At 38.6% G+C, this 22,575-nt stretch carries 17 protein-coding genes; 14 read left to right on the forward strand and 3 right to left on the reverse strand.

The genetic code is table 11. The annotated features are described in order from the left end of the window. Positions 1 to 10 precede the first annotated feature (10 nt). From I2F89_RS13065 to I2F89_RS13075, 3 genes are all read left to right on the forward strand, one after another. Positions 11 to 415: a VOC family protein gene (locus I2F89_RS13065; protein WP_071866066.1), complete on the forward strand. Its 405-nt coding sequence runs from the start codon at positions 11 to 13 to the stop codon at positions 413 to 415. Between the two features lie 282 nt (positions 416 to 697). Then, positions 698 to 1,543: a MurR/RpiR family transcriptional regulator gene (locus I2F89_RS13070; protein ID WP_034688402.1), complete on the forward strand. Its 846-nt coding sequence runs from the start codon at positions 698 to 700 to the stop codon at positions 1,541 to 1,543. 254 nt (positions 1,544 to 1,797) lie between these two features. After that, positions 1,798 to 3,954 (forward strand): peptidoglycan D,D-transpeptidase FtsI family protein, encoded by a 2,157-nt coding sequence (locus tag I2F89_RS13075; protein WP_195514482.1) that lies wholly within the window; start codon positions 1,798 to 1,800, stop codon positions 3,952 to 3,954. Positions 3,955 to 4,108: 154 nt separating this feature from the next. Here the strand turns inward: I2F89_RS13075 and I2F89_RS13080 are convergent, their stop codons facing one another. After that, positions 4,109 to 4,918: a Cof-type HAD-IIB family hydrolase gene (locus tag I2F89_RS13080; protein ID WP_010735846.1), complete on the reverse strand. Its 810-nt coding sequence runs from the start codon at positions 4,916 to 4,918 to the stop codon at positions 4,109 to 4,111. Between the two features lie 291 nt (positions 4,919 to 5,209). On the opposite strand from I2F89_RS13080, the gene I2F89_RS13085 reads away from it, so the two are divergent. Both I2F89_RS13085 and I2F89_RS13090 read left to right on the forward strand, forming a co-directional pair. Next, complete coding sequence (locus I2F89_RS13085; protein WP_071866067.1) at positions 5,210 to 6,646, forward strand: NCS2 family permease; 1,437 nt, start codon at positions 5,210 to 5,212, stop codon at positions 6,644 to 6,646. A 151-nt stretch (positions 6,647 to 6,797) separates the two neighbouring features. Then, on the forward strand, positions 6,798 to 7,994 hold the full coding sequence (locus tag I2F89_RS13090) for a multidrug efflux MFS transporter (RefSeq protein WP_010735844.1): 1,197 nt from the start codon (positions 6,798 to 6,800) through the stop codon (positions 7,992 to 7,994). A 45-nt stretch (positions 7,995 to 8,039) separates the two neighbouring features. Here I2F89_RS13090 and I2F89_RS13095 read toward each other — a convergent pair whose 3' ends face one another. After that, positions 8,040 to 8,234 carry a YjzD family protein gene (locus I2F89_RS13095; protein ID WP_010735843.1) on the reverse strand — a complete coding sequence of 65 codons (195 nt, stop codon included), beginning with the start codon at positions 8,232 to 8,234 and terminating at the stop codon, positions 8,040 to 8,042. A gap of 222 nt (positions 8,235 to 8,456) precedes the next feature. Between I2F89_RS13095 and dnaE the strand changes: the two genes are divergently transcribed. From dnaE to pyk, 3 genes are all read left to right on the forward strand, one after another. Beyond that, complete coding sequence (gene dnaE / locus I2F89_RS13100; protein WP_195514483.1) at positions 8,457 to 11,771, forward strand: DNA polymerase III subunit alpha; 3,315 nt, start codon at positions 8,457 to 8,459, stop codon at positions 11,769 to 11,771. A gap of 166 nt (positions 11,772 to 11,937) precedes the next feature. Next, positions 11,938 to 12,900: a 6-phosphofructokinase gene (pfkA, locus tag I2F89_RS13105; protein WP_034691339.1), complete on the forward strand. Its 963-nt coding sequence runs from the start codon at positions 11,938 to 11,940 to the stop codon at positions 12,898 to 12,900. 129 nt (positions 12,901 to 13,029) lie between these two features. Then, positions 13,030 to 14,814 carry a pyruvate kinase gene (pyk, locus tag I2F89_RS13110; RefSeq protein ID WP_010735840.1) on the forward strand — a complete coding sequence of 595 codons (1,785 nt, stop codon included), beginning with the start codon at positions 13,030 to 13,032 and terminating at the stop codon, positions 14,812 to 14,814. Between the two features lie 75 nt (positions 14,815 to 14,889). On the opposite strand, the gene I2F89_RS13115 is transcribed toward pyk, so the two are convergent. After that, positions 14,890 to 15,780 (reverse strand): LysR substrate-binding domain-containing protein, encoded by an 891-nt coding sequence (locus tag I2F89_RS13115; protein ID WP_071866069.1) that lies wholly within the window; start codon positions 15,778 to 15,780, stop codon positions 14,890 to 14,892. A 234-nt stretch (positions 15,781 to 16,014) separates the two neighbouring features. On the opposite strand from I2F89_RS13115, the gene I2F89_RS13120 reads away from it, so the two are divergent. The 6 genes from I2F89_RS13120 (at position 16,015) to I2F89_RS13145 (ending at position 21,962) form a co-directional block, all read left to right on the forward strand. After that, positions 16,015 to 16,980, forward strand: a complete 966-nt coding sequence (locus tag I2F89_RS13120) for an AEC family transporter (RefSeq protein ID WP_019723059.1) — start codon at positions 16,015 to 16,017, stop codon at positions 16,978 to 16,980. A gap of 175 nt (positions 16,981 to 17,155) precedes the next feature. Continuing rightward, complete coding sequence (locus I2F89_RS13125; protein WP_010735837.1) at positions 17,156 to 17,725, forward strand: YceD family protein; 570 nt, start codon at positions 17,156 to 17,158, stop codon at positions 17,723 to 17,725. A 57-nt stretch (positions 17,726 to 17,782) separates the two neighbouring features. Then, positions 17,783 to 17,962, forward strand: a complete 180-nt coding sequence (rpmF, locus tag I2F89_RS13130; protein WP_010735836.1) for a 50S ribosomal protein L32 — start codon at positions 17,783 to 17,785, stop codon at positions 17,960 to 17,962. 205 nt (positions 17,963 to 18,167) lie between these two features. Next, positions 18,168 to 19,589 (forward strand): NADP-dependent phosphogluconate dehydrogenase, encoded by a 1,422-nt coding sequence (gene gndA / locus I2F89_RS13135; RefSeq protein WP_034688385.1) that lies wholly within the window; start codon positions 18,168 to 18,170, stop codon positions 19,587 to 19,589. A gap of 187 nt (positions 19,590 to 19,776) precedes the next feature. Further along, entirely contained in the window at positions 19,777 to 20,463 is a 687-nt protein-coding gene (locus tag I2F89_RS13140) for a response regulator transcription factor (protein WP_010735834.1), read from the forward strand. Then, on the forward strand, positions 20,460 to 21,962 hold the full coding sequence (locus I2F89_RS13145; protein WP_071866070.1) for a HAMP domain-containing sensor histidine kinase: 1,503 nt from the start codon (positions 20,460 to 20,462) through the stop codon (positions 21,960 to 21,962). The genes I2F89_RS13140 and I2F89_RS13145 overlap by 4 nt, the downstream gene beginning before the upstream one ends. Positions 21,963 to 22,575 lie beyond the last annotated feature (613 nt).

Genomic DNA, 22,575 nt, shown 5'->3' on the forward strand with positions numbered 1-22,575 from the left:
TGGTCGATAGATGAACTTTAATCAGGCAAAAATCGGGTTGTTGATTCAAAAAGATTATGGGGAATGTTATGATTTTTACACAAAAAAATTAGGATTGGTTCCTACATGGGGAGATCGAAAAGGTCCGTATACGTCATTTGCTATGGCAAAAGGAGAACCTAACTGTTTTGATATGACGTTAGCAAAAGAAATGTCTTTGGTCAAAGGGTATATACAGTCTGCTAAAAATGGAATATCTGATACAGTGGTGATCACATTACCTACGAAGGATATCCAAAAGGACTATGCGAAGTTAACCGCCAACGGTGTCACTTTTTTAGGTGAACCTCAGAAAATAGAGGCTTGGGGAGGATTTACCAGTGCCTACTTTAGAGACCCAGAAGGCAATTTGTTTGAACTGAATGATGGATATTAGTTTCTTTTTATATGTTGCTTCTTTCTTTTTTATTTTGTTTTTTATAGCTGGTTCTGTGAAATTCCATAAATGATAAGTCAAAAGAAACCAAGATAAGGGTGTGACATGTTGCCACTTATACCTTGGCTTCTTTTTTTAGCGATTGATTTTTAGGAATAACAGTAATCGGTTGAGCAGGCAGAGAACAAAGGATATTCTCTATTTTCTTGTTTAGTATGAGAATTGTTTGCCTTTGAGTATGATATAATGACATAGACATTTAGAAAAAGGGATGTGTATGAGATGAGCGTAGTGAGTCGCATTGAAAGTATGATGAATGACTATTCTTCTGCCGAAAGAAAACTAGCAGATTATATCGTAACACATGTAGAAAAAATACCAACGATGACAGCCAATGAGCTAGCAGAAGCGGCGGGCCTGAGCGCTCCCACAGTTGTTCGTTTCTCCAAAAAACTTGGATTTCAAAGTTTAACGGATTTTAAAATCACTATTTCCACCGAACTACAAGCAGGTATCGTGGAAGGATTCAGTGATATTGAACCAAATGAATCATTTTATTCGATCAAACATAAATTAGGGAATAATGCGCAAGTGGCGATCAAAGAAACCGTGGATATTTTAGAAGAAGAGATGATCCAACGTGTCGTTGAGCGTCTGGAAGAAGCACAAACAGTTTATCTATATGGTGTGGGCGCATCTTCTTTAGTGGTTGAGGATATCCTCCAAAAATGGTCACGTGTAGGAAAACCAATCATTTTTGAAAAAGACATCCACGTCTTATTGCCACAATTAGTGAGTAATGAGACCAAAAAAGTCCTATGGCTTGTCTCTAACTCAGGAAACAGCAAAGAAGTGGTGATGATCGGACAGTTAGCCAAAGAAATGGGTATCGATGTTATCGCATTGACTCAATTTGGAAATAACCGATTAAGTAAATTGGCCGATGTCGTTGTCCAGACATCAAGACCAAAAGAAATCACGAACCGAAGTGCAGCAACTAACTCATTATTGGCTCAATTTGCAACGATTGATATCATTTTTTATCTTTATATGGCAAAGAATGAAAAATTAACGGAGAAAGTCACTCAAACCAAAGAAGTGATCAAAAATTATGTCAAACAAAAATGAAATAACAGATGATAGTTTTCCACAATGTCATATTTGTTTCCATTGTTTCACAGTAAAAGAAAACTTTATTTTCAAAAATAACCATATTTTTTAAAGTTTTTTAGAATCCATTTGTGTGACACATTGCTTGTTTGTGAAACAAACTAGTCTTTTTTGGGTCGAGAATTAAAGAATTTCTTGCGGATCAGGATTTTACTTTTTAATTTTGTTTTTTTTAGGTACAATGGAGCCTATAAGTAGGCGAAAAAGAAGGAATGATGAAAAGTTTTATGAAAAAAAATACAAATAATTCTTGGTTAGATCGAATAAAAAAAGGAACACAAGAACCAAAAAATAAAACGTTTCGACGTTCGCATGTTCCCTTTCGTTTAAATTTCCTTTTTTTCATTATATTTACGTTGTTCGTGTCATTGATTGCTCGATTAGGTTATTTGCAGATCGTAAACAGTGAGGAACTAGAAGCAAAAGTCAAATCATCTTCGTCTCTAACGGTACAAGTAAGTTCACCCCGAGGCATGATCTATGATGCCACTGGGAAAGCTTTGGTGACAAATCAAGCCAACCAAGCAATCACATTCACGAGAGGCAGAAATATGACAGCGGAGGATTTGCTGAAAACAGCAAATACCTTGACACAGTTGATCGATATGCCAGTGGATGAAAACTTGACTACACGTGATAAGAAGGATTTTTGGTTAGCAGACCCCGAACATTTGAAAGCTGCGACTGAACGCCTATCGGCAAAAGAAAAAAGCTTGAGCACGAGTGAACAATACCAAGCAACTGTAGATAAAGTGACAGATGAGGAAATCAATTTCAATGAGGAACAATTGAAAGCAGCAACGATTTTTAAACGAATGAATAATGCTTATGAATTGAATACAGTTTTCATTAAAAATTCTGGTGTTACGGATCAAGAATTGGCGATCGTGGCAGAACATGCATCAGACCTGCCAGGTGTTTCAACAGGAACTGACTGGGTACGCCAGTATAATGCGGCGGATTCCATCAAGAGTATTCTAGGAAGCGTAACATCAGAAAAACAAGGCTTACCTGCCGATCAAGTGGAAGAATTCTTGGCAAAAGGCTACTCACGTAATGACCGAGTAGGCCAAAGCTATTTAGAAAAACAATATGAAGATGTCTTGCAAGGAACAAAGACACAATATGAAATCACTTTAGATAACAATGGAAATGTCATCCAACAAAAAGAATTGTATGCAGGAGAAAAAGGATCGAATTTGATGTTATCGATCAATGCAGAGTTCCAAGCGAAGGTCGAAGAGATTCTTAGAAACAATTATCAAAAATTAGTCGATAATGGAAAAGCCCAATACTCACCAGGTGCGTATGTAGTCGCGATGAATCCTCAAACGGGTGAAGTATTAGCGATGACGGGTTTCAGCCATGAGCAAGGCTCAAAAGAGTTGACTGAAAATGCCCTTGGTACGATCACGAATGCCTTTGTTCCAGGATCTGTTGTAAAGGCAGGTACGTTAGCCGCCGGTTGGCAAAGTGGCGTGATCAGCGGTAATCAAGTATTAGTAGATGAACCGATTCGATTACAGGGCTCTTCAGAAAAAAGTTCCGTCTTCAATCGTACTGGATCTGTACCGTTGGATGTGGTCCAAGCGTTAGAGCTTTCATCAAATACCTATATGATCAAAGTAGCGTTGAAGATGCTAGGGTTAGAGTACGTACCAAATATGGGCTTACCTAGTCTAAGTGAAGAGGCACAAGCGTATGAACAATTGCGTGACGGCTTTAAACAATTTGGACTTGGAACAGTCACAGGGATCGATTTACCAAATGAGTCTGCGGGGATCTCACACTCTGTTGAATACATGAAGAAATTCAATGCAGACAACGGACAAGACTGGTTCACACCAGGAAACTTTACTGACTTGGCATTTGGCCAGTTCGATACGTATACCCCAATCCAGTTAGCGCAATATGCTGCAACGGTGGCGAACGGTGGAAAAAGAATCCAACCACGCATTGTCAAAGGCATTTACGGAAACGACGAGAATGGTAACTTAGGTGAAGTGAAAAAAGAGATGGAACCAGTTGTCGAAAATACAGTAGACGTGTCTCCTGAAGAGATGGCCCTTTTACGTGAAGGATTCCATCAAGTAGTCCATGGAACAAATAACTACACGACTGCTCGATCATTAGCAGATGCAAAAATGGATCTTTCTGCTAAAACAGGGACAGCCGAAACAGTCGCTGAAGGTCATCCCGATATCGTAACAGTCAATAGTAATATTGTGGCCTACGGACCAACAGAAAATCCTGAGATTGCGGTAAGTGTTGTCTTACCAAACCTGCTAGATGAAAAAGACCATATGAATTCGGTCATAGCCAAAGAGATCATGAATGCTTATTACGATATGTTCATGGCAAACAGATAACAGAGGTCAGAGCAGAAGTATTTAGCCTCAAGAAATAAGGCGTCATCCACAAAGATTTTGTGGATGGCGCCTTATTTTCGAAGAGCTTACTTCTGCTCCCTCTGTTTATTTGGTTTTAAGTGGTGCGAGAGGACGAATGCCCCAGATGGATTTTTTATAATGAAAGTAATTTTTCAAGGTAATTCGCCAAACCGTCTTCTTCATTTGTTTGCTCAGTGACATCGTTGGCTACGCCTTTTAGTTGCTCAGTCCCATTAGCCATTGCCACACCCCAGCCCGCATATTCAAGAAGTTCTAAGTCATTGTGTTCATCACCAAAAGCAATCACATCTTTTTGTTCGATCGATAGATAATTCGCTACTTGATGGATTCCTTTCGCTTTTTCGATCCCTTTTGAAACAATCTCCAGTATCGCCATTGGGCCACCCCAAGTCCTTACATCGACATGCTTCCCAAATTGACGTGTTAGTTCGGCAGAAACTTGTTCAGCATATTGTTTTTCTGTACGTACCAATAAGGACGTAGGGTTAGTTGTTAGATTTCGTGGAGACAGTAGGTTTTCTGGTTTAGGATTTGGTGAAGCAAAGAATTTTGCGTCAAAAAAATCAAAAGTATCGATAAAGAAAGTGTCGCGATTCTCCGCAGCAATAAAATCTAGATTCAATTGATTTTTTTGCGCTAAGATCTCAAAAACAATCTCTTTATTGATCAATGTTTCTTGCTCCCCAGCCCATTGTTGGTTTGGGATATGCACAAGCGCACCGTTAAAGTTGACCATCGGTGTTGTCAATTCTAACTGTTGATAATATTGATAACTCATTCGATAAGGACGTCCGGTTGCAATACTGACATGATGGCCAGCATCAATGGCTTTTCTCAATGTTTCTTGGGTTTTAGAAGTAATGATCGACTCAGGATTCAACGTTGTTCCATCCAAGTCGATCGCAATCAATTTTTTGTTCAATGCTGTCATTCCTTTCAAACAACGATTTGTTTTAGTCTAGCATATTTCAATGAATAAACAAGGTGCAGATCTTTCTGAAAAATAATTGCTTTGAAGCAAAAATAGAAAATAAGAAACGAAATCAACCTAAACACGAACATTAAAAGATTAAAATGGTATTTCATAAAGATTTATGTTGAAAAACGAATGAAATGTCTATATAATTTATAAATGTTCGACGGAAAATTATATTTGGATTTATTTTTACATATTATATAGTCCGTTAGAAAAAATCAGGGAGTGGAAATTTTTATGGAAAAGTTTTTCCAACTAAAGAAAAATAATACAAATGTACCAACAGAAATAATGGCGGGTGTCACGACATTTTTTGCCATGAGTTATATATTATTTGTTAATCCGACGATCTTGTCAGCTGCTGGCATGCCATTTCAGGCAGTCTTTTTAGCGACGATCATTGCTTCGATCATCGGTACTTTAGTTATGGGATTATTTGCTAATGTGCCGTATGCACAAGCCCCTGGAATGGGTTTGAATGCTTTCTTCACGTTTACAGTTGTTTTTGGATTAGGTTATTCTTGGCAAGAAGCATTAGCCATGGTCTTTATTTGTGGGTTGATCAATGTATTTATTACAGTAACAAATATTCGGAAAATGATCATCCATGCCATTCCTGAGAGTTTACAACATGCAATTGGCGGTGGTATCGGGATTTTTGTTGCATACGTTGGGATCAAAAATGCTGGATTTTTGTCTTTTTCTGCAGATCAATCAGCGATTTCTAGCTCTGTGGTTGACAACGGTCAAGTAACCAACGTGACCATCAATGGTGGCATCGTTCCAGAACTTGCAAACTTCAATAATGCGCCAATCTTATTAGCAGTCATCGGGCTAGTATTGACAGCGATTTTAGTGGTTAAAAATATCCGTGGCGCGATCTTGATCGGGATCGTTGTAACGACGATCATCGGGATTTTGATGGGGGTCGTTGATCTAGGAGCGATCGACTGGGAACAAAATTCTTTGGGGAATTCGATCAATGAACTGGGAACAACCTTTGGTGCGGCATTCGGTGCGGAAGGGATGCAATCATTATTTAGTGATAGCTCTAAGATTCCACAAGTACTGATGACGATCATCGCATTTAGTTTATCCGATACATTTGATACGATCGGAACATTCATCGGTACCGGTAGACGTACAGGAATCTTCTCTAAAGAAGATGAAGAAGCTTTAGAAGACGGTCGAGGATTTAGAACAAAAATGGATAAAGCGTTGTTTGCTGATGCAATCGCCACATCGATCGGTGCGATTTTTGGAACATCGAATACTACGACTTATGTTGAATCGGCAGCTGGAATCGGTGCTGGTGGACGTACAGGTTTGACTTCAGTCGTCGTAGCTGCATTATTTGCTTTGAGTAGTTTATTCTCTCCACTGATTGCTATTGTACCAGCACAAGCGACTGCACCAGCATTGATCTTAGTTGGTGTGATGATGATGGCTTCGTTTGCTGATATCAATTGGTTAGATATGGAAGAAGCATTACCTGCCTTTTTTGCTTCGATCTTCATGGGATTAGCTTACAGCATCTCATACGGAATCGCTGCTGGATTTATCTTCTATACGATCATGAAAGTAGTCAAAGGCAAAACTAGTGAGATTTCATTTGCTTTATGGGTTGTTGATATTTTATTCATCCTCAACTTCGTTATTTTAGCAATCATTTAAATGACAAAAAATAGGGGTAAAGAGTAAGCTAACTCTTTGCTTCTATTTTTTTGGTATTCTTCCTCTTTTGCAAAAACGAACGATACCGGCACATACGTTGCACACACGTACAAAAATAGGTATGATAATAGAGACGAAAGAAGGGTGATAGATGAAGGTTCAATGGAGAAAAAATTTATTCGTAGCTTGGATAGGCTGCTTTTTTACTGGTTCAAGTATCAGTTTAGTCATGCCGTTCATTCCAGTTTACGTCGAACAACTAGGTACACCTAAGGATCAAATTGAATTATTTTCAGGATTAGCGATTTCAGTAACAGCCTTTGCTGCGGCGATCGTTGCGCCTATTTGGGGAAATCTAGCCGATCGAAAAGGACGAAAAATGATGATGATCCGGGCAGCAGCCGGTATGACGATCACTATGGGATCACTAGCTTTTGTCCCAAATGCTTATTGGCTTTTAGTCATGCGTTTCTTTAATGGGATTTTATCTGGATACATACCTAATGCGACAGCGATGATTGCTTCACAAGCGCCTAAAGAGAAAAGTGGTTGGGCGTTAGGCACGCTTTCTACTGGGGCAGTGGCAGGGACGCTGATTGGTCCGTCAATGGGAGGCGCTTTGGCGCAATGGTTCGGAATGGAAAATGTTTTTTTGATTACTGGAGGGTTATTACTGATCACCACGATCTTAACGATTTTCATGGTAAAAGAAGATTTCCAACCGGTAGAGAAAAAAGATATGATCAGTACCAAAGAAGTTTTTGCTAAAATGGATCACTTCTCTGTGTTGGTCGGTTTATTTGTTACTACTCTAATCTTACAATTAGGGATTACCACGATCAGTCCAATCTTGACATTGTACATTCGGGAATTGAGTGGTGATACATCAAATATCTTATTTGTTAGTGGATTGATTGTTTCAGTATCAGGTGTTTCAGCAGTATTTTCTTCTCCAAGACTGGGGAAATTAGGGGATAAGATAGGAAATCAGAAGGTGCTGTTAGCAGGTTTGGTACTTTCGTTTTGTTGCTACTTACCAATGGCATTTGTGACTACGCCCTTACAATTAGGGATCTTACGTTTTATATTAGGTTTTTCGACAGGTGCGTTGATGCCATCGATCAATACATTGATCAGCAAGATCACACCAGAAGAAGGTGTCAGTCGAGTATATAGCTATAACCAAATGTTTACGAACTTTGGTCAAGTACTAGGACCGATGTTAGGTTCGACAGTCGCTCATGCGTACAATTACAGTACAGTGTTTATTGTGACTAGTCTCTTTGTTCTGACGAATATTCTTTTATCACTATTTAATTTTAGAAAAGTACTTCATCAAAAACTATGATCAAGAAAAAAACAGATTGGAGTATTTCTCCAATCTGTTCGGCTTTTATGAATGTGAAGCGGACGAAGTTTCTTTTTTAGGTGTTGCAACAGCGCTGATCAAAATGACGATCAATCCTGCAACCAATGAAATAATAGTCGTCATGGTAAAATCATATGGGCTACTAGACAATGCACCACCGATATAGCCAACCACTTGACCTAAAATGACTGCCCAAAATAATGTGACGATATATCGCATATCAAACACCTCTTTTCTATGTTCAGTTTACCAGATTTTTTTTGAATGTAAAGGGAGAAACAGGCATTCAACGTCAGTGGATAGTATAAAAAGTATAAATCGTTCGTCGGATGAAAAAGCATGAAGAAAGACGAATACACGTAACCAGTCATACAAGATAACGAGTTGATGTTACGAATATTCCCCTAAAAAGAAAGTGAATGGAAAAGGTGGTATGTAAAAATGTTTCTTCCACAACTTTATACGATCACCTCGTATTCTTTGTTGCAAAGTACGATTCGCATAAACGAATACGTTCGAGAAGCAAAGAAACTAGGCTATCAGACATTAGCAATCACAGATAAGGATGTGCTATCTGGGGCAGCGGAATTTTACCGCATCTGTATGAATGAAAAAATACAACCAATTATTGGACTGAACTTGACCTACCAGTTTCAAGAACGTCATTATGAGTTACTACTCTACGCAAAAGATAGAATCGGCTACCAACAATTGATCAAGCTCTCAAGCAAGAAAATGATCCGAGAAAAAATCAAGCTTCACGAGATCGATGAACTCGATCATTTGCTTGTCGTTTTACCAACCAAAAAATCGATTGCTGATGACTACGGTGTGTCAGCATCATTTGATAGCCATTGGCAAAGCTTGCAAGAAAAAATAGCATCTTCTCATCTTTATGTAGGTGTCACAGAAGAAACGCCCCTAGAAGCTCCAGAATGGCTCGCTTATTTACGAGCAAATCAATTTCAACTTTGTGCAGTACATCCGATTGCTAGTTTGCACCAAGAGGAACTTTTTTCTTTGGAAACAATGAAACATCTGCGTGAAGGAACGCAACTCTCTTTTGATGAAGTACGACAAACGACTCGTGATTCAGCAACAGGTTTTTTACTTCCCGAAGCAGAATTACGACAAAGATTCATAAACGCAGGATTGGAAGAAGCGTTGAACCATGCGCAGCAATTAGCTAAAACAGTAACTTTTGAATTTCAGTTCCATCAGAAATTACTACCACATTATCCGGTACCAGAAAATCGAGGTGCAGGAGAGTATTTACAGGAACTTTGTCAGAAGCAATTAGGCAAGCGTGTGGAAAAGATCACTGCAGCCTATCAAGAGCGCTTAGATTATGAACTGTCAGTGATCCACCAGATGGGATTTGATGATTATTTCTTGATCGTTTGGGATGTTATGGCTTTTGCTCATAAAAACAACATCGTTACTGGTGCTGGCCGTGGTTCAGCTGCGGGGTCATTAGTCGCCTATGTGTTGGAGATCACAGATGTAGATCCATTGGAGTACGACTTGCTATTTGAACGTTTTTTGAATCCAGAACGATACACGATGCCAGATATCGATCTAGACATTCCTGATAATCGCAGAGAAGAAGTGCTGATTTATGTTCGTGAGAAATATGGTCAATACCATATGGCACAAATCGCCACGTTTGGAACCATGGCAGCTAAAATGGTGCTAAGAGACGTGGCACGTGTCTTTGGCCTTTCACAAAGCGAAGCAAATCGTTGGTCTAAAGCGATTCCTAATCAATTGAAAATGACGTTGAATGAGGCTTATCGAACTTCTAACAAGCTGGTTGAATTAGTACAAGCGAGTGAAAAAAATCAATTGTTGTTCCATACTGCAAAAATACTTGAAGGTTTGCCAAGACACGTTTCTACTCATGCAGCTGGTGTCGTTTTAAGTGATAAGAATCTACTAGAGTTAGTTCCTTTACAAAAAGGATCAGATGAAGCATATTTGACTCAGTATACAATGAATGATGTCGAAGCTATTGGGTTGTTAAAAATGGATTTTCTTGGATTAAGAAATCTGTCTATCATCGATTACACAGTGAAAGCAATCAAACGTGTCGAAAACAAAGATATCGAGCTCAAAGAAATTCCATTAGATGATCCTAAAACTTTACAGCTTTTCCAACGTGGCGAAACAACAGGGGTCTTTCAATTCGAATCTGCAGGGATTCGGAATGTCCTGCGGAGATTAGGACCAGAAAACATTGAAGACATTGCCGCTGTCAACGCCTTGTATCGTCCTGGACCAATGCAAAATATCGATACATTTATCGCTCGTAAGAAAGGGAAGGAAAGAATCCATTATCCCGACGATTCACTGCAACCGATTTTGAAAAATACGTATGGCGTCATTGTGTATCAGGAACAAATTATGCAGATTGCTTCAACCATGGCTGGATTTTCTCTTGGACAAGCGGATATTTTGAGGCGAGCAATCAGTAAAAAGAAAAAAGACGTGATTGATCAAGAAAGAGATCATTTTGTTCAAGGTGCCAACCAACAAGGGTACAGTAAGGAAAAGGCCAATGAAGTGTACGAATATATCGAACACTTTGCTAACTATGGGTTCAATCGCTCCCATGCGTTTGCTTACTCCTTTGTTGGCTTTCAAATGGCCTATCTCAAAGTTCATCACCCTGGTGCATTTTTTATGAGTTTGATGAATTCCGTCCGTCACAACACGGCAAAGTTGAAAGAGTATATTGCTGAGGCAAAAAAGTATAAAATAAAGCTGACCTCTCCTTCGATCAATCAAAGTTTTTATGGTTTTGAGCTGACGGATAAAGAAACCATCCGTTTTGGATTGACAGCAATCAAAGGTGTTCGTCGAGATTTTGTTGAGGAGATCATTCGTGAACGAAAAGAAGATGGTCCATTCCGTTCTGTTGATCAGTTTCTAATTCGTATCAATAAACGTTGGCTCAAATTGGAGTTGCTACAAACATTAGTTGCATCAGGTGTTTTTGATGAATTAGTAGGAAACCGCAGACAGTTGATGTTGGATCTGGAAGGTAAGATCCAAAACATCTTATATAGTGGTGGTAGTTTAGACCTTTTAGATATCATGGCTTTAAAAGAGGAAGAAGTCGCAGATTATAGCCTCGAAGAGAAGCTTCAATTAGAAGAAGAGCATTTAGGTGTCTATTTATCTGGTCATCCAACGGAAGGGTATGAGCGACTTAAATTAGCAAAAAAAGTCCATTTAGTCACAGAAATCGTATCTAAACAAGCCACAAATGTTTTAGTGATGGTCAAAGAGGTAAGAGAGATCCGTACGAAAAAAGGAGCGTTGATGGCTTTTGTCAGCGGGACAGATAGTAGTGGAGAAATAGCCATTACCGTTTTTCCAGAGCTGTATCGACAAGCGCGTCCATTATTCAAAGAAAATCAAGTGATTTTCGTGCAAGGTCGTTCAGAAATCAGTAAATACAATCAAGAATTGCAGCTGATTGCAGAAGTAGTCGCTGATCCAGAAGAATTGCAACAGCAGTATCCAGAACAAACGTGTTATTTGAGAATCAGGGAAGAGGCAGATCAACCAGATACGATGAAGCAACTGCAAGATTTGTTCAAAAAATTCCCAGGATATATTCCTGTTGTCATGTATCATGAAAAAGACCAACGAAAAGTTGTGTTATCTGAAGCCTTTTGGCTCGATGGTTCAGACAGTCTCAAGAAGCAATTAGCTTACCTTTTAAATGAAGAAAATGTTGTTTTCAAATAACTTACGGTAAAAGATACTATTTGCTTTCATTTTTTTTCATTTTTTTATCAGGAAATCAAGACAAGTGAGCAAAATAATGTTAGAATGTTAGTCGTGGTTAATACAAAGAAGGTTATAAACCTAAGTCTTGCTTAGGATAAAGTAATTTAATGAGGTGAAGATGAATATGAAACGCATCGGAATTTTGACTAGTGGTGGAGATGCTCCTGGGATGAATGCAGCAGTTCGTGCAGTCGTTCGTAAAGGTATATATGAAGGATTGGAAGTTTACGGGATCAATTATGGTTTTGCTGGATTAGTTGCCGGAGATATCCGTCGATTAGATGTTGCAGATGTCGGTGATAAGATCCAACGCGGGGGTACATTCTTATACTCTGCACGTTATCCTGAATTTGCAACAGAAGAAGGACAATTAAAAGGAATCGAACAATTGAAAAAATTCGGTATCGAAGGTCTTGTCGTGATCGGTGGCGATGGTTCTTACCATGGCGCGATGGCTTTGACTAAACGTGGTTTCCCAGCAGTGGGTGTACCAGGTACGATCGATAACGATATTCCAGGAACTGATTTTACGATCGGTTTTGATACAGCAATCAACACAGTATTAGAATCAATCGACCGTATCCGCGACACAGCAACTTCACACGTTCGTACGTTCGTGATCGAAGTAATGGGACGTAATGCTGGAGATATCGCTTTATGGTCAGGTGTTGCTGGTGGAGCGGATGAGATCATCATCCCTGAGCATGATTTTGATATGGCAGTTGTTGCCAAAAAAATCCAAGATGGCCGCGATCGTGGCAAAAAACATTGTTTGATCATTTTGGCAGAAGGCGTAATGGGCGGAAACGAATTTGCAGAAAAATTGTCAGAATATGGCGATTATCATACACGTGTATCGATCTTAGGACACGTTGTACGTGGTGGTTCACCAACTGCACGCGACCGTGTATTAGCAAGTAAATTTGGCGCACATGCTGTTGAATTATTGCAACAAGGAAAAGGTGGTTTGTGTATCGGTATTCGCGACAACGATATCGTTGAGGCTGATATCATTGACACACTAGAAAATAACAAACACCAACCAGATTTATCATTATATGACTTGAACAACTCACTTTCTTTCTAAATAAAGAAAAGTAGTCAGATAAATCAATAGATATATATGGGAGTGGGAAGCAAGTCTTCCCAATATCTAACAGATATTTAAGCTTTGAATGGCTTTAAATAAACAATTTGAATGGGAGAGTTTTGTAAAATGAAAAAAACGAAAATCGTTAGTACATTAGGACCAGCCAGTAATTCAGTAGAAACTATTTCTAAATTGATTGAATCTGGAGCAAATGTCTTCCGCTTCAACTTTTCACATGGTGACCATGAAGAACAATTATCACGTATGGTAATGGTTCGCGAAGCAGTGAAGAAAACTGGTAAAGATGTCGGCATCCTTTTAGATACAAAAGGTGCAGAAATCCGTACAACAGTTCAAGGCACAACTGAAGAAGATTTTGGCCGTGCAGGCTACATCAAATTTGAAGTTGGCGACAAAACACGCATCTCAATGGACCCTGAACATGTAGGTTCAAAAGAAAAAATCGCAGTGACTTATCCAGGTCTTTTTGAAGACGTTCATGTAGGTGGACATATCTTATTCGATGATGGTTTGATCGACATGGAAATCATTGAAAAAGATGAAGCAACACGTGAATTAGTAGTAGAAGTAAAAAATGCAGGTATGCTAGGATCACGTAAAGGTGTTAACGCACCAGGCGTTTCAATCAGCTTGCCAGGTATCACACCAAAAGATGCAGACGATATCCGTTTCGGACTAGATAACGACATCGACTTCATCGCTGCAAGTTTTGTTCGTAAAGCACAAGACGTATTAGATATTCGTGAAATTTTAGAAGAAAAAGACATGACACATGTTCAAATCTTCCCTAAAATCGAATCTCAAGAAGGTATCGACAACATTGATGAAATCATCAAAGTTTCTGATGGTATCATGATTGCTCGTGGAGACATGGGTGTTGAGATCCCTGCTGAATTAGTACCAATGGTTCAAAAACGTATCATCAAAAAATGTAACGCTGCGGGTATCCCAGTAATCACTGCAACACAAATGTTAGAATCAATGCAAGAAAACCCACGTCCAACACGTGCGGAAGCATCTGACGTTGCCAATGCAGTATTTGACGGAACAGACGCAACAATGTTATCAGGTGAATCAGCAAATGGTGACTATCCTGTTGAAGCTGTTGCAACAATGGCTCGTATCGACCAACAAGCTGAATTAGCATTAGCAGAATTAGGTTCATTCCAATTAAATGAATTTGACAAAACTGATGTAACAGAAACAATCGGTTTATCAGTGGCACGTGCTGCGAAAAACTTAGGCGTAAAAACAATCGTTGCTGCAACTGAATCTGGTTATACAGCAAAAATGATCTCTAAATACCGTCCAGATGCTGATATCTTAGCTGTCACATTTGACGAACGCACAAAACGTGGTTTGATGCTTAACTGGGGTGTATATCCAACAGTTGCAGAAAAACCAACAACAACAGACGAAATGTTTGAATTAGCTGCGAAAAAAGCAGTCGAATTAGGTTTCGCTTCAGAAGGTGACTTGATCTTGATTACTGCTGGTGTACCAGTAGGTGAACGTGGAACAACAAACGTAATGAAGATTCAAATGATTGGTTCAAAATTGCTTGAAGCACAAGGAATTGGTCAACAATCTGTTGTAGCAAACGCTGTAGTTGCTTCATCAGCAGCAGAAGCAATCAAAAAAGCAAAAGATGGTATGGTATTAGTTGTTCCTTCAACTGACAAAGAATTCATGCCTGCAATCGAAAAAGCAGCAGCAGTAGTTGTTGAAGAAGGCGGTTTGACTTCACATGCAGCAGTTGTGGGAATTGCACAAGATATTCCTGTAATCGTTGGTGCGAAAGATGCAACTTCAACAATCAAAGATGGTGAATTGATCACTGTTGACGCTCGCCGTGGTATCGTTTATCGCGGAGAAACAACAGCTATCTAATCGAAAACAAAATCAAAAAGAGTGTTGAGAGAAATCTCAGCACTCTTTTTTTATCCTGTATTTTGTGTGAGCAAGTTATTTTTGTGTTTTCATAAATTCATGGATGACTTCGATCACGTTTTCATGTAAAACCGTTGGTAACTGCTGTGCGCGAGTGGCTAATGAAATCAAAAACCGTGGTTGAGCAGTATCTGCTAAAGGAATAGCTACAAGATTGTCTTCAGGATGAATCGCGATCTCGGTGAGAAAGCCAATCCCGATATTTTCTCGGATCATGCTTTTCAAAATCGTTAAGTCATTACTCTGATAAACGATCTTAGGTACGATATGCGTTTGCTTAGAAAGCTTTGTAAACGCAGCAGGATGGACGTAGTGTTCATTTAATAAAACAAACTGATCGTTGACTAGCTCCTTAAAAGAAACGCTTGTACGATCTGCTAGAGGGTGTGAAGGGGACACAACGATCATGAAGCATTTATCCAACAATGGCTCGACTTCTAGCTTTTGATCGACGATCGGTTGTGTTGATCCAAGAATCGCAAGATCAATCCGCCCTTGATGAATCATGCCATATAGATCACGAGAACCACCGTCGATGATATCGATTTGACCCATTAATTGATGCTTGATAAAATAGCTCGATAATTTGGGAAAATATTCATTGCCAATGATAGGTGGCATGCCAAAGCGCAATTTTTTCTTTTGTAGCTGAGCAATCTCTGCCTTAGCAAGTGTGATTTCTTGCAAGACTGACTGTGCGTGGATCAATAGTTGCTTACCGGCAGGAGTGATGATCAATTCATGATGGGAACGATCTCTTGTAATAAGGGTAGCACCAATTTCTTTTTCCAAGCGTTGTAAGGCATAAGTGATCGTTGGTTGACTGACGTCAAAAAACTTAGCCACCTTAGTAAAATTTTTCTGTTTGACGATTTGAACATAATATTCAAGATCTCTCGTATTCATGAATCGATTCGCTCCCTTGACATATAAATAATGTTTATTGTAATCGATAATTTTGACTATAACAAACCTAAAAGACTACACTTAAAAAAGAAATAAGTAATCTACAAGGCTAGTGGCACACAAATCGTCTTTTAGATTAAAACAAAAAATAGAAGAAGCAACATGATTGAGCAGTGTTAGCTCCTATCTACAAATAGATTGCTTCACTAAATGGGTACTGAGGAGATGGAAGAAATGGTTTTTTTTCAATCAATTGAAAGTGTGATCAGTATCATCTTGATGATTGGATTAGGCTATGTACTAAAAAGCTTGGGGTGGTTTGATGAACAGTTTGGGGGAAGTATCTCTTCCTTGATCACTAAAGTAGCTTTACCCGCCTCGATTTTCGTTTCAGTTATGAAGAATTTAACTAAAAGCAGTTTGATCGAATTATCTGGAAGTTTGATTTATCCGATCGCTGCAGTGATCATTTCCTACCTGATTGCTTATGTGCTAACAAAATTACTCAAGATACAACCAGGTAGACGGGGGATTTTTATGAATGCAGTGGTGAATGCCAATACGATATTTATTGGCTTGCCACTTAATATTGCCCTTTTTGGCGAAGCCTCTTTACCTTACTTTTTAATTTATTATGTGACAAATACCGTATCGACATGGGCATTTGGTGTGTTTTTGATCGCTAATGATGACCCGACAAAAGATCGAACAGAAAAGAAAACGAAGCTGAATTGGAAAAAGCTTTTACCAGCGCCTTTATTAGGTTTTATCCTTGCGCTTTTCTTCTTGGTGTTAGAGATCCCTGTACCTGATTTTGTCAATTCAACACTAAATTATGTAGGCGGGATCGTGACGCCATTATCATTGATCTATATCGGAATTGTTTTATACGATGCAGGGTTGAAAAGTATTCGATTTGATCGGGATACGATCGTGGCTTTGATCGGTCGATTTATCTTAGCACCAGCTATATTGATTGGACTGATGGTAATAGGTAAATATGCCTTTGGTGCAGAACTAGCCCCTCTACTGAAACAAACGTTGATCGTACAGTCAGCTACACCTATGCTAGCTGTCTTGCCAATACTTGCAAATGAAGCCCACGGTGATGTGAAGTATGCAACGAATCTTGTCACGACGAGTACCCTGCTATTTGTGTTCGTTGTACCTATTTTAATGCAATTGATCCAATACATTTGATATCTGATCAAACGGTGGTAGCTAGCGACAAAGTAAACGCAGAGCGAATAAATCTCACCTAGATGAGAAAAACGCTCTGTGTTTTTTTATGAAGTGTAAGGTGTCAAGAAAATTTCATTGACAACCGACTTTTTGCCCTGTATAATAGCTTTTGTTGCTTAGGAGTGATGAAACTATGAAATGGTCTTTATTGGAATTGAGAAAATACCAAGAGACACCGTTAACTTTTCATGAGACCCTTGACGTAAAAAAGGCTCTTATGAAGCGAGACGATTCAATTTTAGATGTTGCGCCTGTGGAAGTCGAAGGTCTAGTCTCAGTAGATAACAAAGGCTATCTCGTTCATTACACTGCGCAGACGACACTGACTGTTCCGTCCACTCGTTCATTGACACCAGTTGAATTACCAATCAAGCTGTCTGTGGATGAATTGTTTATGACGATGGAACAATACCAACGTAGAGATGTTCAGTTACCTTCAGAAGAGATCCTCTTAATCGAAGGAACGCATCTAGATGTGACAGAGTCGATCGAAGACAACATTTTATTGGCGATTCCGATGCGTGTACTCACAGAAGAAGAAGAGCATTCCACTGAATTACCGAAAGGGAATGATTGGGAAGTGCTATCCGAAGAAGAGTACGAAAAACGCAAAACGGAAGAAGCTGAGACAAAAGTAGATCCTCGTCTTGCAAAACTATCAGAATTTTTTGATTCAGCATCAGAAGAAGATGATAACGCGTAAGATTGGAATATATTGTATCAAATCTTGATACGAGACTTTACAAGGAGGTGTAGCAAAATGGCAGTACCAGCTAGAAGAACATCGAAAGCTAAAAAAGCAAAACGTCGTACTCATTACAAATTGACAATCAAAGGATTGAACGAATGTCCAAACTGTGGTGAAATGAAAAAAAGCCATCACGTATGTGCAAGTTGTGGTTACTACGATGGTAAGGACGTAATGTCTAAAGAAGCTTAATACATTTTATTTAGAAAATGTAAAACCTCAAGGCTAACCATGGAGCCTTGAGGTTTATTTTTTTGATTCTGAAATAACGATTGTATTCGGAATGATAAGAAGTAAGAAACATCATCGATTCGTACTTATTTGGTTTGCAAGTAAGCTATGTTAAGCTATAATGAGAGAGATTAGGGAGAACATCCCATATGTAGGAGGAGTTTATATGTCAAAACAACAAATCGGCGTTGTCGGAATGGCCGTCATGGGTAAAAATCTAGCCCTTAACATTGAAAGCCGCGGCTACTCTGTTGCACTATTCAACCGTACAGGAGCAAAAACAACAGATGTGGTAGAAGAACATCCAGACAAAAACTTCAAAGCAACATACACGATCGAAGAATTTGTTGATTCAATCGAAAAACCACGTCGTATCCTTTTGATGGTCAAAGCAGGACCAGCAACAGATGCAACGATCCAAGAATTATTACCACATTTAGACAAAGGTGATATTTTGATCGATGGCGGGAATACCTTCTTCCAAGATACGATCCGTCGAAATGAAGAATTAGCCAACTCTGGTATCAATTTTATTGGGACTGGTGTTTCAGGTGGAGAAGAAGGTGCGTTGAAAGGACCTTCGATCATGCCTGGTGGACAAAAAGAAGCGTATGAATTAGTTGCACCGATCCTTGAACAAATTTCTGCAAAAGCAGAAGACGGCACGCCTTGTGTAACTTACATTGGTCCAAATGGTGCAGGCCATTATGTCAAAATGGTCCATAATGGGATTGAGTATGGTGATATGCAACTGATTGCCGAATCTTACGACTTGATGAAAAATATTTTAGGTTTATCTGTCGATGAGATGGCTGATATCTTCAAAGAATGGAACGAAGGTGAATTAGATAGCTACTTGATCGAAATCACTGCGGACATTTTGACACGTAAAGACGATGAAGGCACAGGTCAACCGATCGTAGATGTGATCCTTGATGCTGCTGGAAATAAAGGAACAGGGAAATGGACAAGTCAAAGTGCTTTAGACCTTGGTGTACCACTTCCATTGATCACAGAGTCTGTCTTTGCCCGTTATATCTCTGCATACAAAGATGAACGTGTACAAGCAAGCAAAATCTTGACACATACGAATGATTTTGAATTCAACGGCGATAAAAAAGAATTTATCGAAAAAATTCGTGAAGCGTTATACTTCAGCAAAATTATGAGCTATGCACAAGGGTTTGCACAGCTACGTGTCGCATCGAAAGACTATGGCTGGGATTTACCATTCGGTGAAATTGCAAAAATCTGGCGCGCCGGCTGTATCATCCGTGCTCGTTTCTTACAAAAAATCACTGATGCCTACGAAAACAATCCTGACATTGAAAATCTATTATTGGATGACTACTTTGTTGAGATCACTAAGAAATACCAACAAGCCGTACGAGAAGTTGTTGCGTTAGCTGTTCAAGCAGGCGTACCGGTACCAACATTCTCTTCAGCGATTGCTTACTTTGATTCATACAGAGCCGAACGTTTGCCTGCAAATATCATCCAAGCACAACGTGATTATTTTGGCGCACACACGTATGAACGTGTTGACAAAGAAGGAATCTTCCATTACTCATGGTATAACGAAGATTAATCAACTTCTTTATTCTTCAACATGCTAAACAAATAAGTAATAAATGAAAGAGCTGAGGTCAATTTATAGAGGGCGACTTCAGCTCTTTTTTAAAATAGTATTCCATGATAAAATGATTATAGATTTTAAATTAACTATTGGTATAATAATGGAGTTTAGAAGCCTAGGAGAGAAAGGACAAAATTGAATGAGTAATATTCTAATCATTGAAGATGAGAAAAACTTAGCCCGATTTGTCGAGTTAGAATTAAAACATGAAGGGTATAATGCTGAAGTACATTACAATGGACGAACAGGTCTGGATGCTGCTTTGAATAATGAGTGGGATGCAATTTTATTAGACTTGATGTTACCTGAATTGAACGGACTTGAAGTTTGTCGTCGCGTACGCCAAGCAAAAAATACACCAATCATCATGATGACTGCGAGAGATTCTGTCATTGATAGAGTTTCTGGTTTAGATCATGGTGCAGATGATTACATCGTCAAACCATTTGCAATCGAAGAATTGTTAGCGCGTCTACGTGCTTTATTGCGCCGCATCGACATCGAAGGAGATAAAAATGTGGCAAAACAAACGACGATCACTTATCGCGACTTAACGATCGAAAAAGAAAATAGAGTCGTACGTCGTGGCAATGAAGTCATTGAATTAACGAAGCGTGAATATGAACTATTACTTACTTTGATGGAAAATGTCAACGTGGTACTTGCACGGGATGTTTTATTAAACAAAGTATGGGGCTACGAAACCGAAGTGGAAACAAACGTAGTGGATGTGTATATTCGTTATCTCCGTAATAAAATCGATGTTCCTGGTGAAGAAAGCTATATTCAAACAGTACGTGGAACTGGTTACGTGATGCGCTCGTGAGCAATTACAATCAAACCGAAAAAAGAGAACTTAAAGGTCCATCCTTGACGATCAAGTGGGCCTTTGCAAGTTCTTTCTTCATATTTGTCGTCTTTACGATTTTTGCAGTGATCACCTATAAATCATCGATCAATCTAATCGTAGCTAAGGAAAGAGCAAATGTCGAACATACCATTTCTGAAGCGGCTTCTCGTTTATCAAATTCAGATGAGGAGTTGACATTGATCAATGCCTATCGAAACTTAACGAACGCTGACCAAACCGGCGGCACTGGAGATGATACCGCGGTCATTGAAGGGAACTTGATGAAAATCGACTCCTTTATTTCTGAACTTGGTCAAGCATCGATGGATCTGTATGTTTATGATCTGGATGAAAAATTGATTTTTAAAACACACGAAAAAAGTCGTTCATTGATTCAAACGACCAGGAAGATCCCAACGATCGTTACTCTAGACGGGAAAACTGGCTTTTTATCGATCCAACCTATTTATTCTAAACAAACAAGAGAAAAAATCGGCTATACTCAAACATTTTATGAACTTTCATCTTTCTATGATATAAGAAATAATCTTTTATTGACTTTGATCGTGCTAGAAATCGTCTCCTTGATACTAAGTAGTATCTTAGGTTTCTTCCTATCTTCCTACTTCTTAAAACCGTTAAAAGTATTACGAGATACGATGGATACGATCCGTAAAGATCCACAATCAGATATTCATATGCCAGAGATTGATACAGATGATGAGTTAGCAGACCTTGCTGAGATCTTCAATGAAATGCTAGATCGTATGCGTCTGTATATCGAACAACAAGAACAATTTGTGGAAGATGTATCACATGAATTAAGAACACCTGTAGCAATTATTGAAGGGCATCTTAGCTTATTGAATCGTTGGGGGAAAGATGATCCCGAAATTTTAGAAGAATCCCTAACTGCAAGTATGCAAGAAATCAGTCGGATGAAAAGCTTAGTACAAGAAATGTTAGATCTATCACGTGCAGAGCAAGTAGATGTTTATTATGCCAACGAAACGACGAATGCAAAAGAAGTGACTTACCAAGTATTCAATAATTTTAAATTACTTTATCCTGATTATGTTATTACACTGGATGATGACTTAGCTAAAGAAGTAACACTACAAATTTTTAGAAATCATTTTGAACAATTGATTATCATCATTTTAGATAATGCAGTAAAGTATTCAACGACAAGAAAAGAAGTCCATATCTCGATTTCATCCACGCTAAGTGAATTTGAGATCGCGATCCAAGATTTTGGTGAGGGAATACCTGAAGAGGACTTGAAGAAAATATTTAATCGTTTTTATCGTGTAGATAAAGCAAGAGCACGAACAAAAGGTGGAAATGGCTTAGGATTGTCGATTGCCAAACAACTTGTAGAAAGCTATAAAGGCAGAATATTAGCAGAGAGCGTAGTGGGGCAAGGGACGATTTTTAGAATTTTTGTACCAATTGTACGAACAGAAGACAAGTAAAGTGATGACTTTGCTTGTTTTTTTTATGTATTTATCGACAAGCTTCACTAGGTCATTGATTTCTAAGAAGTTCTTACGTAGCCTTTCCCCTAAAAAGAGACGAACTATAATTGTAAAATACTAGAATAATACAATTAAATAACATCAAAAAACTGTTGATTTTTAAACATTTTATACGAATATTCGGCTTTAAAAATAATCGTTGAAAAAAGCATTTTTTCTATTGCAATTTTTTTAAGTCCTTGATATATTATTATTTGTTCTGACAAAGCAGTAAGAAACGTCATGATAAATTGTTGAATTTAAATGTTGACGAGGTTTTAATGCTATGTTATAATAACGAAGTCGTTAAAAAACAAGGTGGTAAAAACCTTAATATACCAACAAAAAAGTTGTTGACAAATAACAAGCAAGATGGTATATTAATGAAGTCGCTAAGAAATAACGACAAACAACTTTCTAAGTTAAGAAAGAAAAACTTGTTGACAACTTCTTAAAGAAATGTTAAGATATAAAAGTTGTTAAATAAGAAAGAATAGACCTTTGAAAACTGAACAAAGTAAGACAAACCAAATGTGTAGGGCGTCTTGATTCAATTCAAGACAACAAACAT

This window comes from Enterococcus sp. 1001283B150225_161107_E12 (assembly GCF_015556925.1).
GTDB lineage: Bacteria > Bacillota > Bacilli > Lactobacillales > Enterococcaceae > Enterococcus_B > Enterococcus_B mundtii.

Excerpts from the sequence above, each read along its gene's own strand:
- I2F89_RS13075 (WP_195514482.1), top strand. The coding sequence starts at position 1,798 with ATGATGAAAAGTTTTATGAAAAAAAATACAAATAATTCTTGGTTAGAT.
- I2F89_RS13090 (WP_010735844.1), top strand. The coding sequence starts at position 6,798 with ATGAAGGTTCAATGGAGAAAAAATTTATTCGTAGCTTGGATAGGCTGC.
- I2F89_RS13070 (WP_034688402.1), top strand. The coding sequence starts at position 698 with ATGAGCGTAGTGAGTCGCATTGAAAGTATGATGAATGACTATTCTTCT.
- rpmF (WP_010735836.1), top strand. The coding sequence starts at position 17,783 with ATGGCAGTACCAGCTAGAAGAACATCGAAAGCTAAAAAAGCAAAACGT.
- I2F89_RS13125 (WP_010735837.1), top strand. The coding sequence starts at position 17,156 with ATGAAATGGTCTTTATTGGAATTGAGAAAATACCAAGAGACACCGTTA.
- I2F89_RS13120 (WP_019723059.1), top strand. The coding sequence starts at position 16,015 with ATGGTTTTTTTTCAATCAATTGAAAGTGTGATCAGTATCATCTTGATG.
- dnaE (WP_195514483.1), top strand. The coding sequence starts at position 8,457 with ATGTTTCTTCCACAACTTTATACGATCACCTCGTATTCTTTGTTGCAA.
- I2F89_RS13140 (WP_010735834.1), top strand. The coding sequence starts at position 19,777 with ATGAGTAATATTCTAATCATTGAAGATGAGAAAAACTTAGCCCGATTT.
- pfkA (WP_034691339.1), top strand. The coding sequence starts at position 11,938 with ATGAAACGCATCGGAATTTTGACTAGTGGTGGAGATGCTCCTGGGATG.
- I2F89_RS13065 (WP_071866066.1), top strand. The coding sequence starts at position 11 with ATGAACTTTAATCAGGCAAAAATCGGGTTGTTGATTCAAAAAGATTAT.
- I2F89_RS13115 (WP_071866069.1), bottom strand. The coding sequence starts at position 15,780 with ATGAATACGAGAGATCTTGAATATTATGTTCAAATCGTCAAACAGAAA.
- pyk (WP_010735840.1), top strand. The coding sequence starts at position 13,030 with ATGAAAAAAACGAAAATCGTTAGTACATTAGGACCAGCCAGTAATTCA.
- gndA (WP_034688385.1), top strand. The coding sequence starts at position 18,168 with ATGTCAAAACAACAAATCGGCGTTGTCGGAATGGCCGTCATGGGTAAA.
- I2F89_RS13085 (WP_071866067.1), top strand. The coding sequence starts at position 5,210 with ATGGAAAAGTTTTTCCAACTAAAGAAAAATAATACAAATGTACCAACA.
- I2F89_RS13095 (WP_010735843.1), bottom strand. The coding sequence starts at position 8,234 with ATGCGATATATCGTCACATTATTTTGGGCAGTCATTTTAGGTCAAGTG.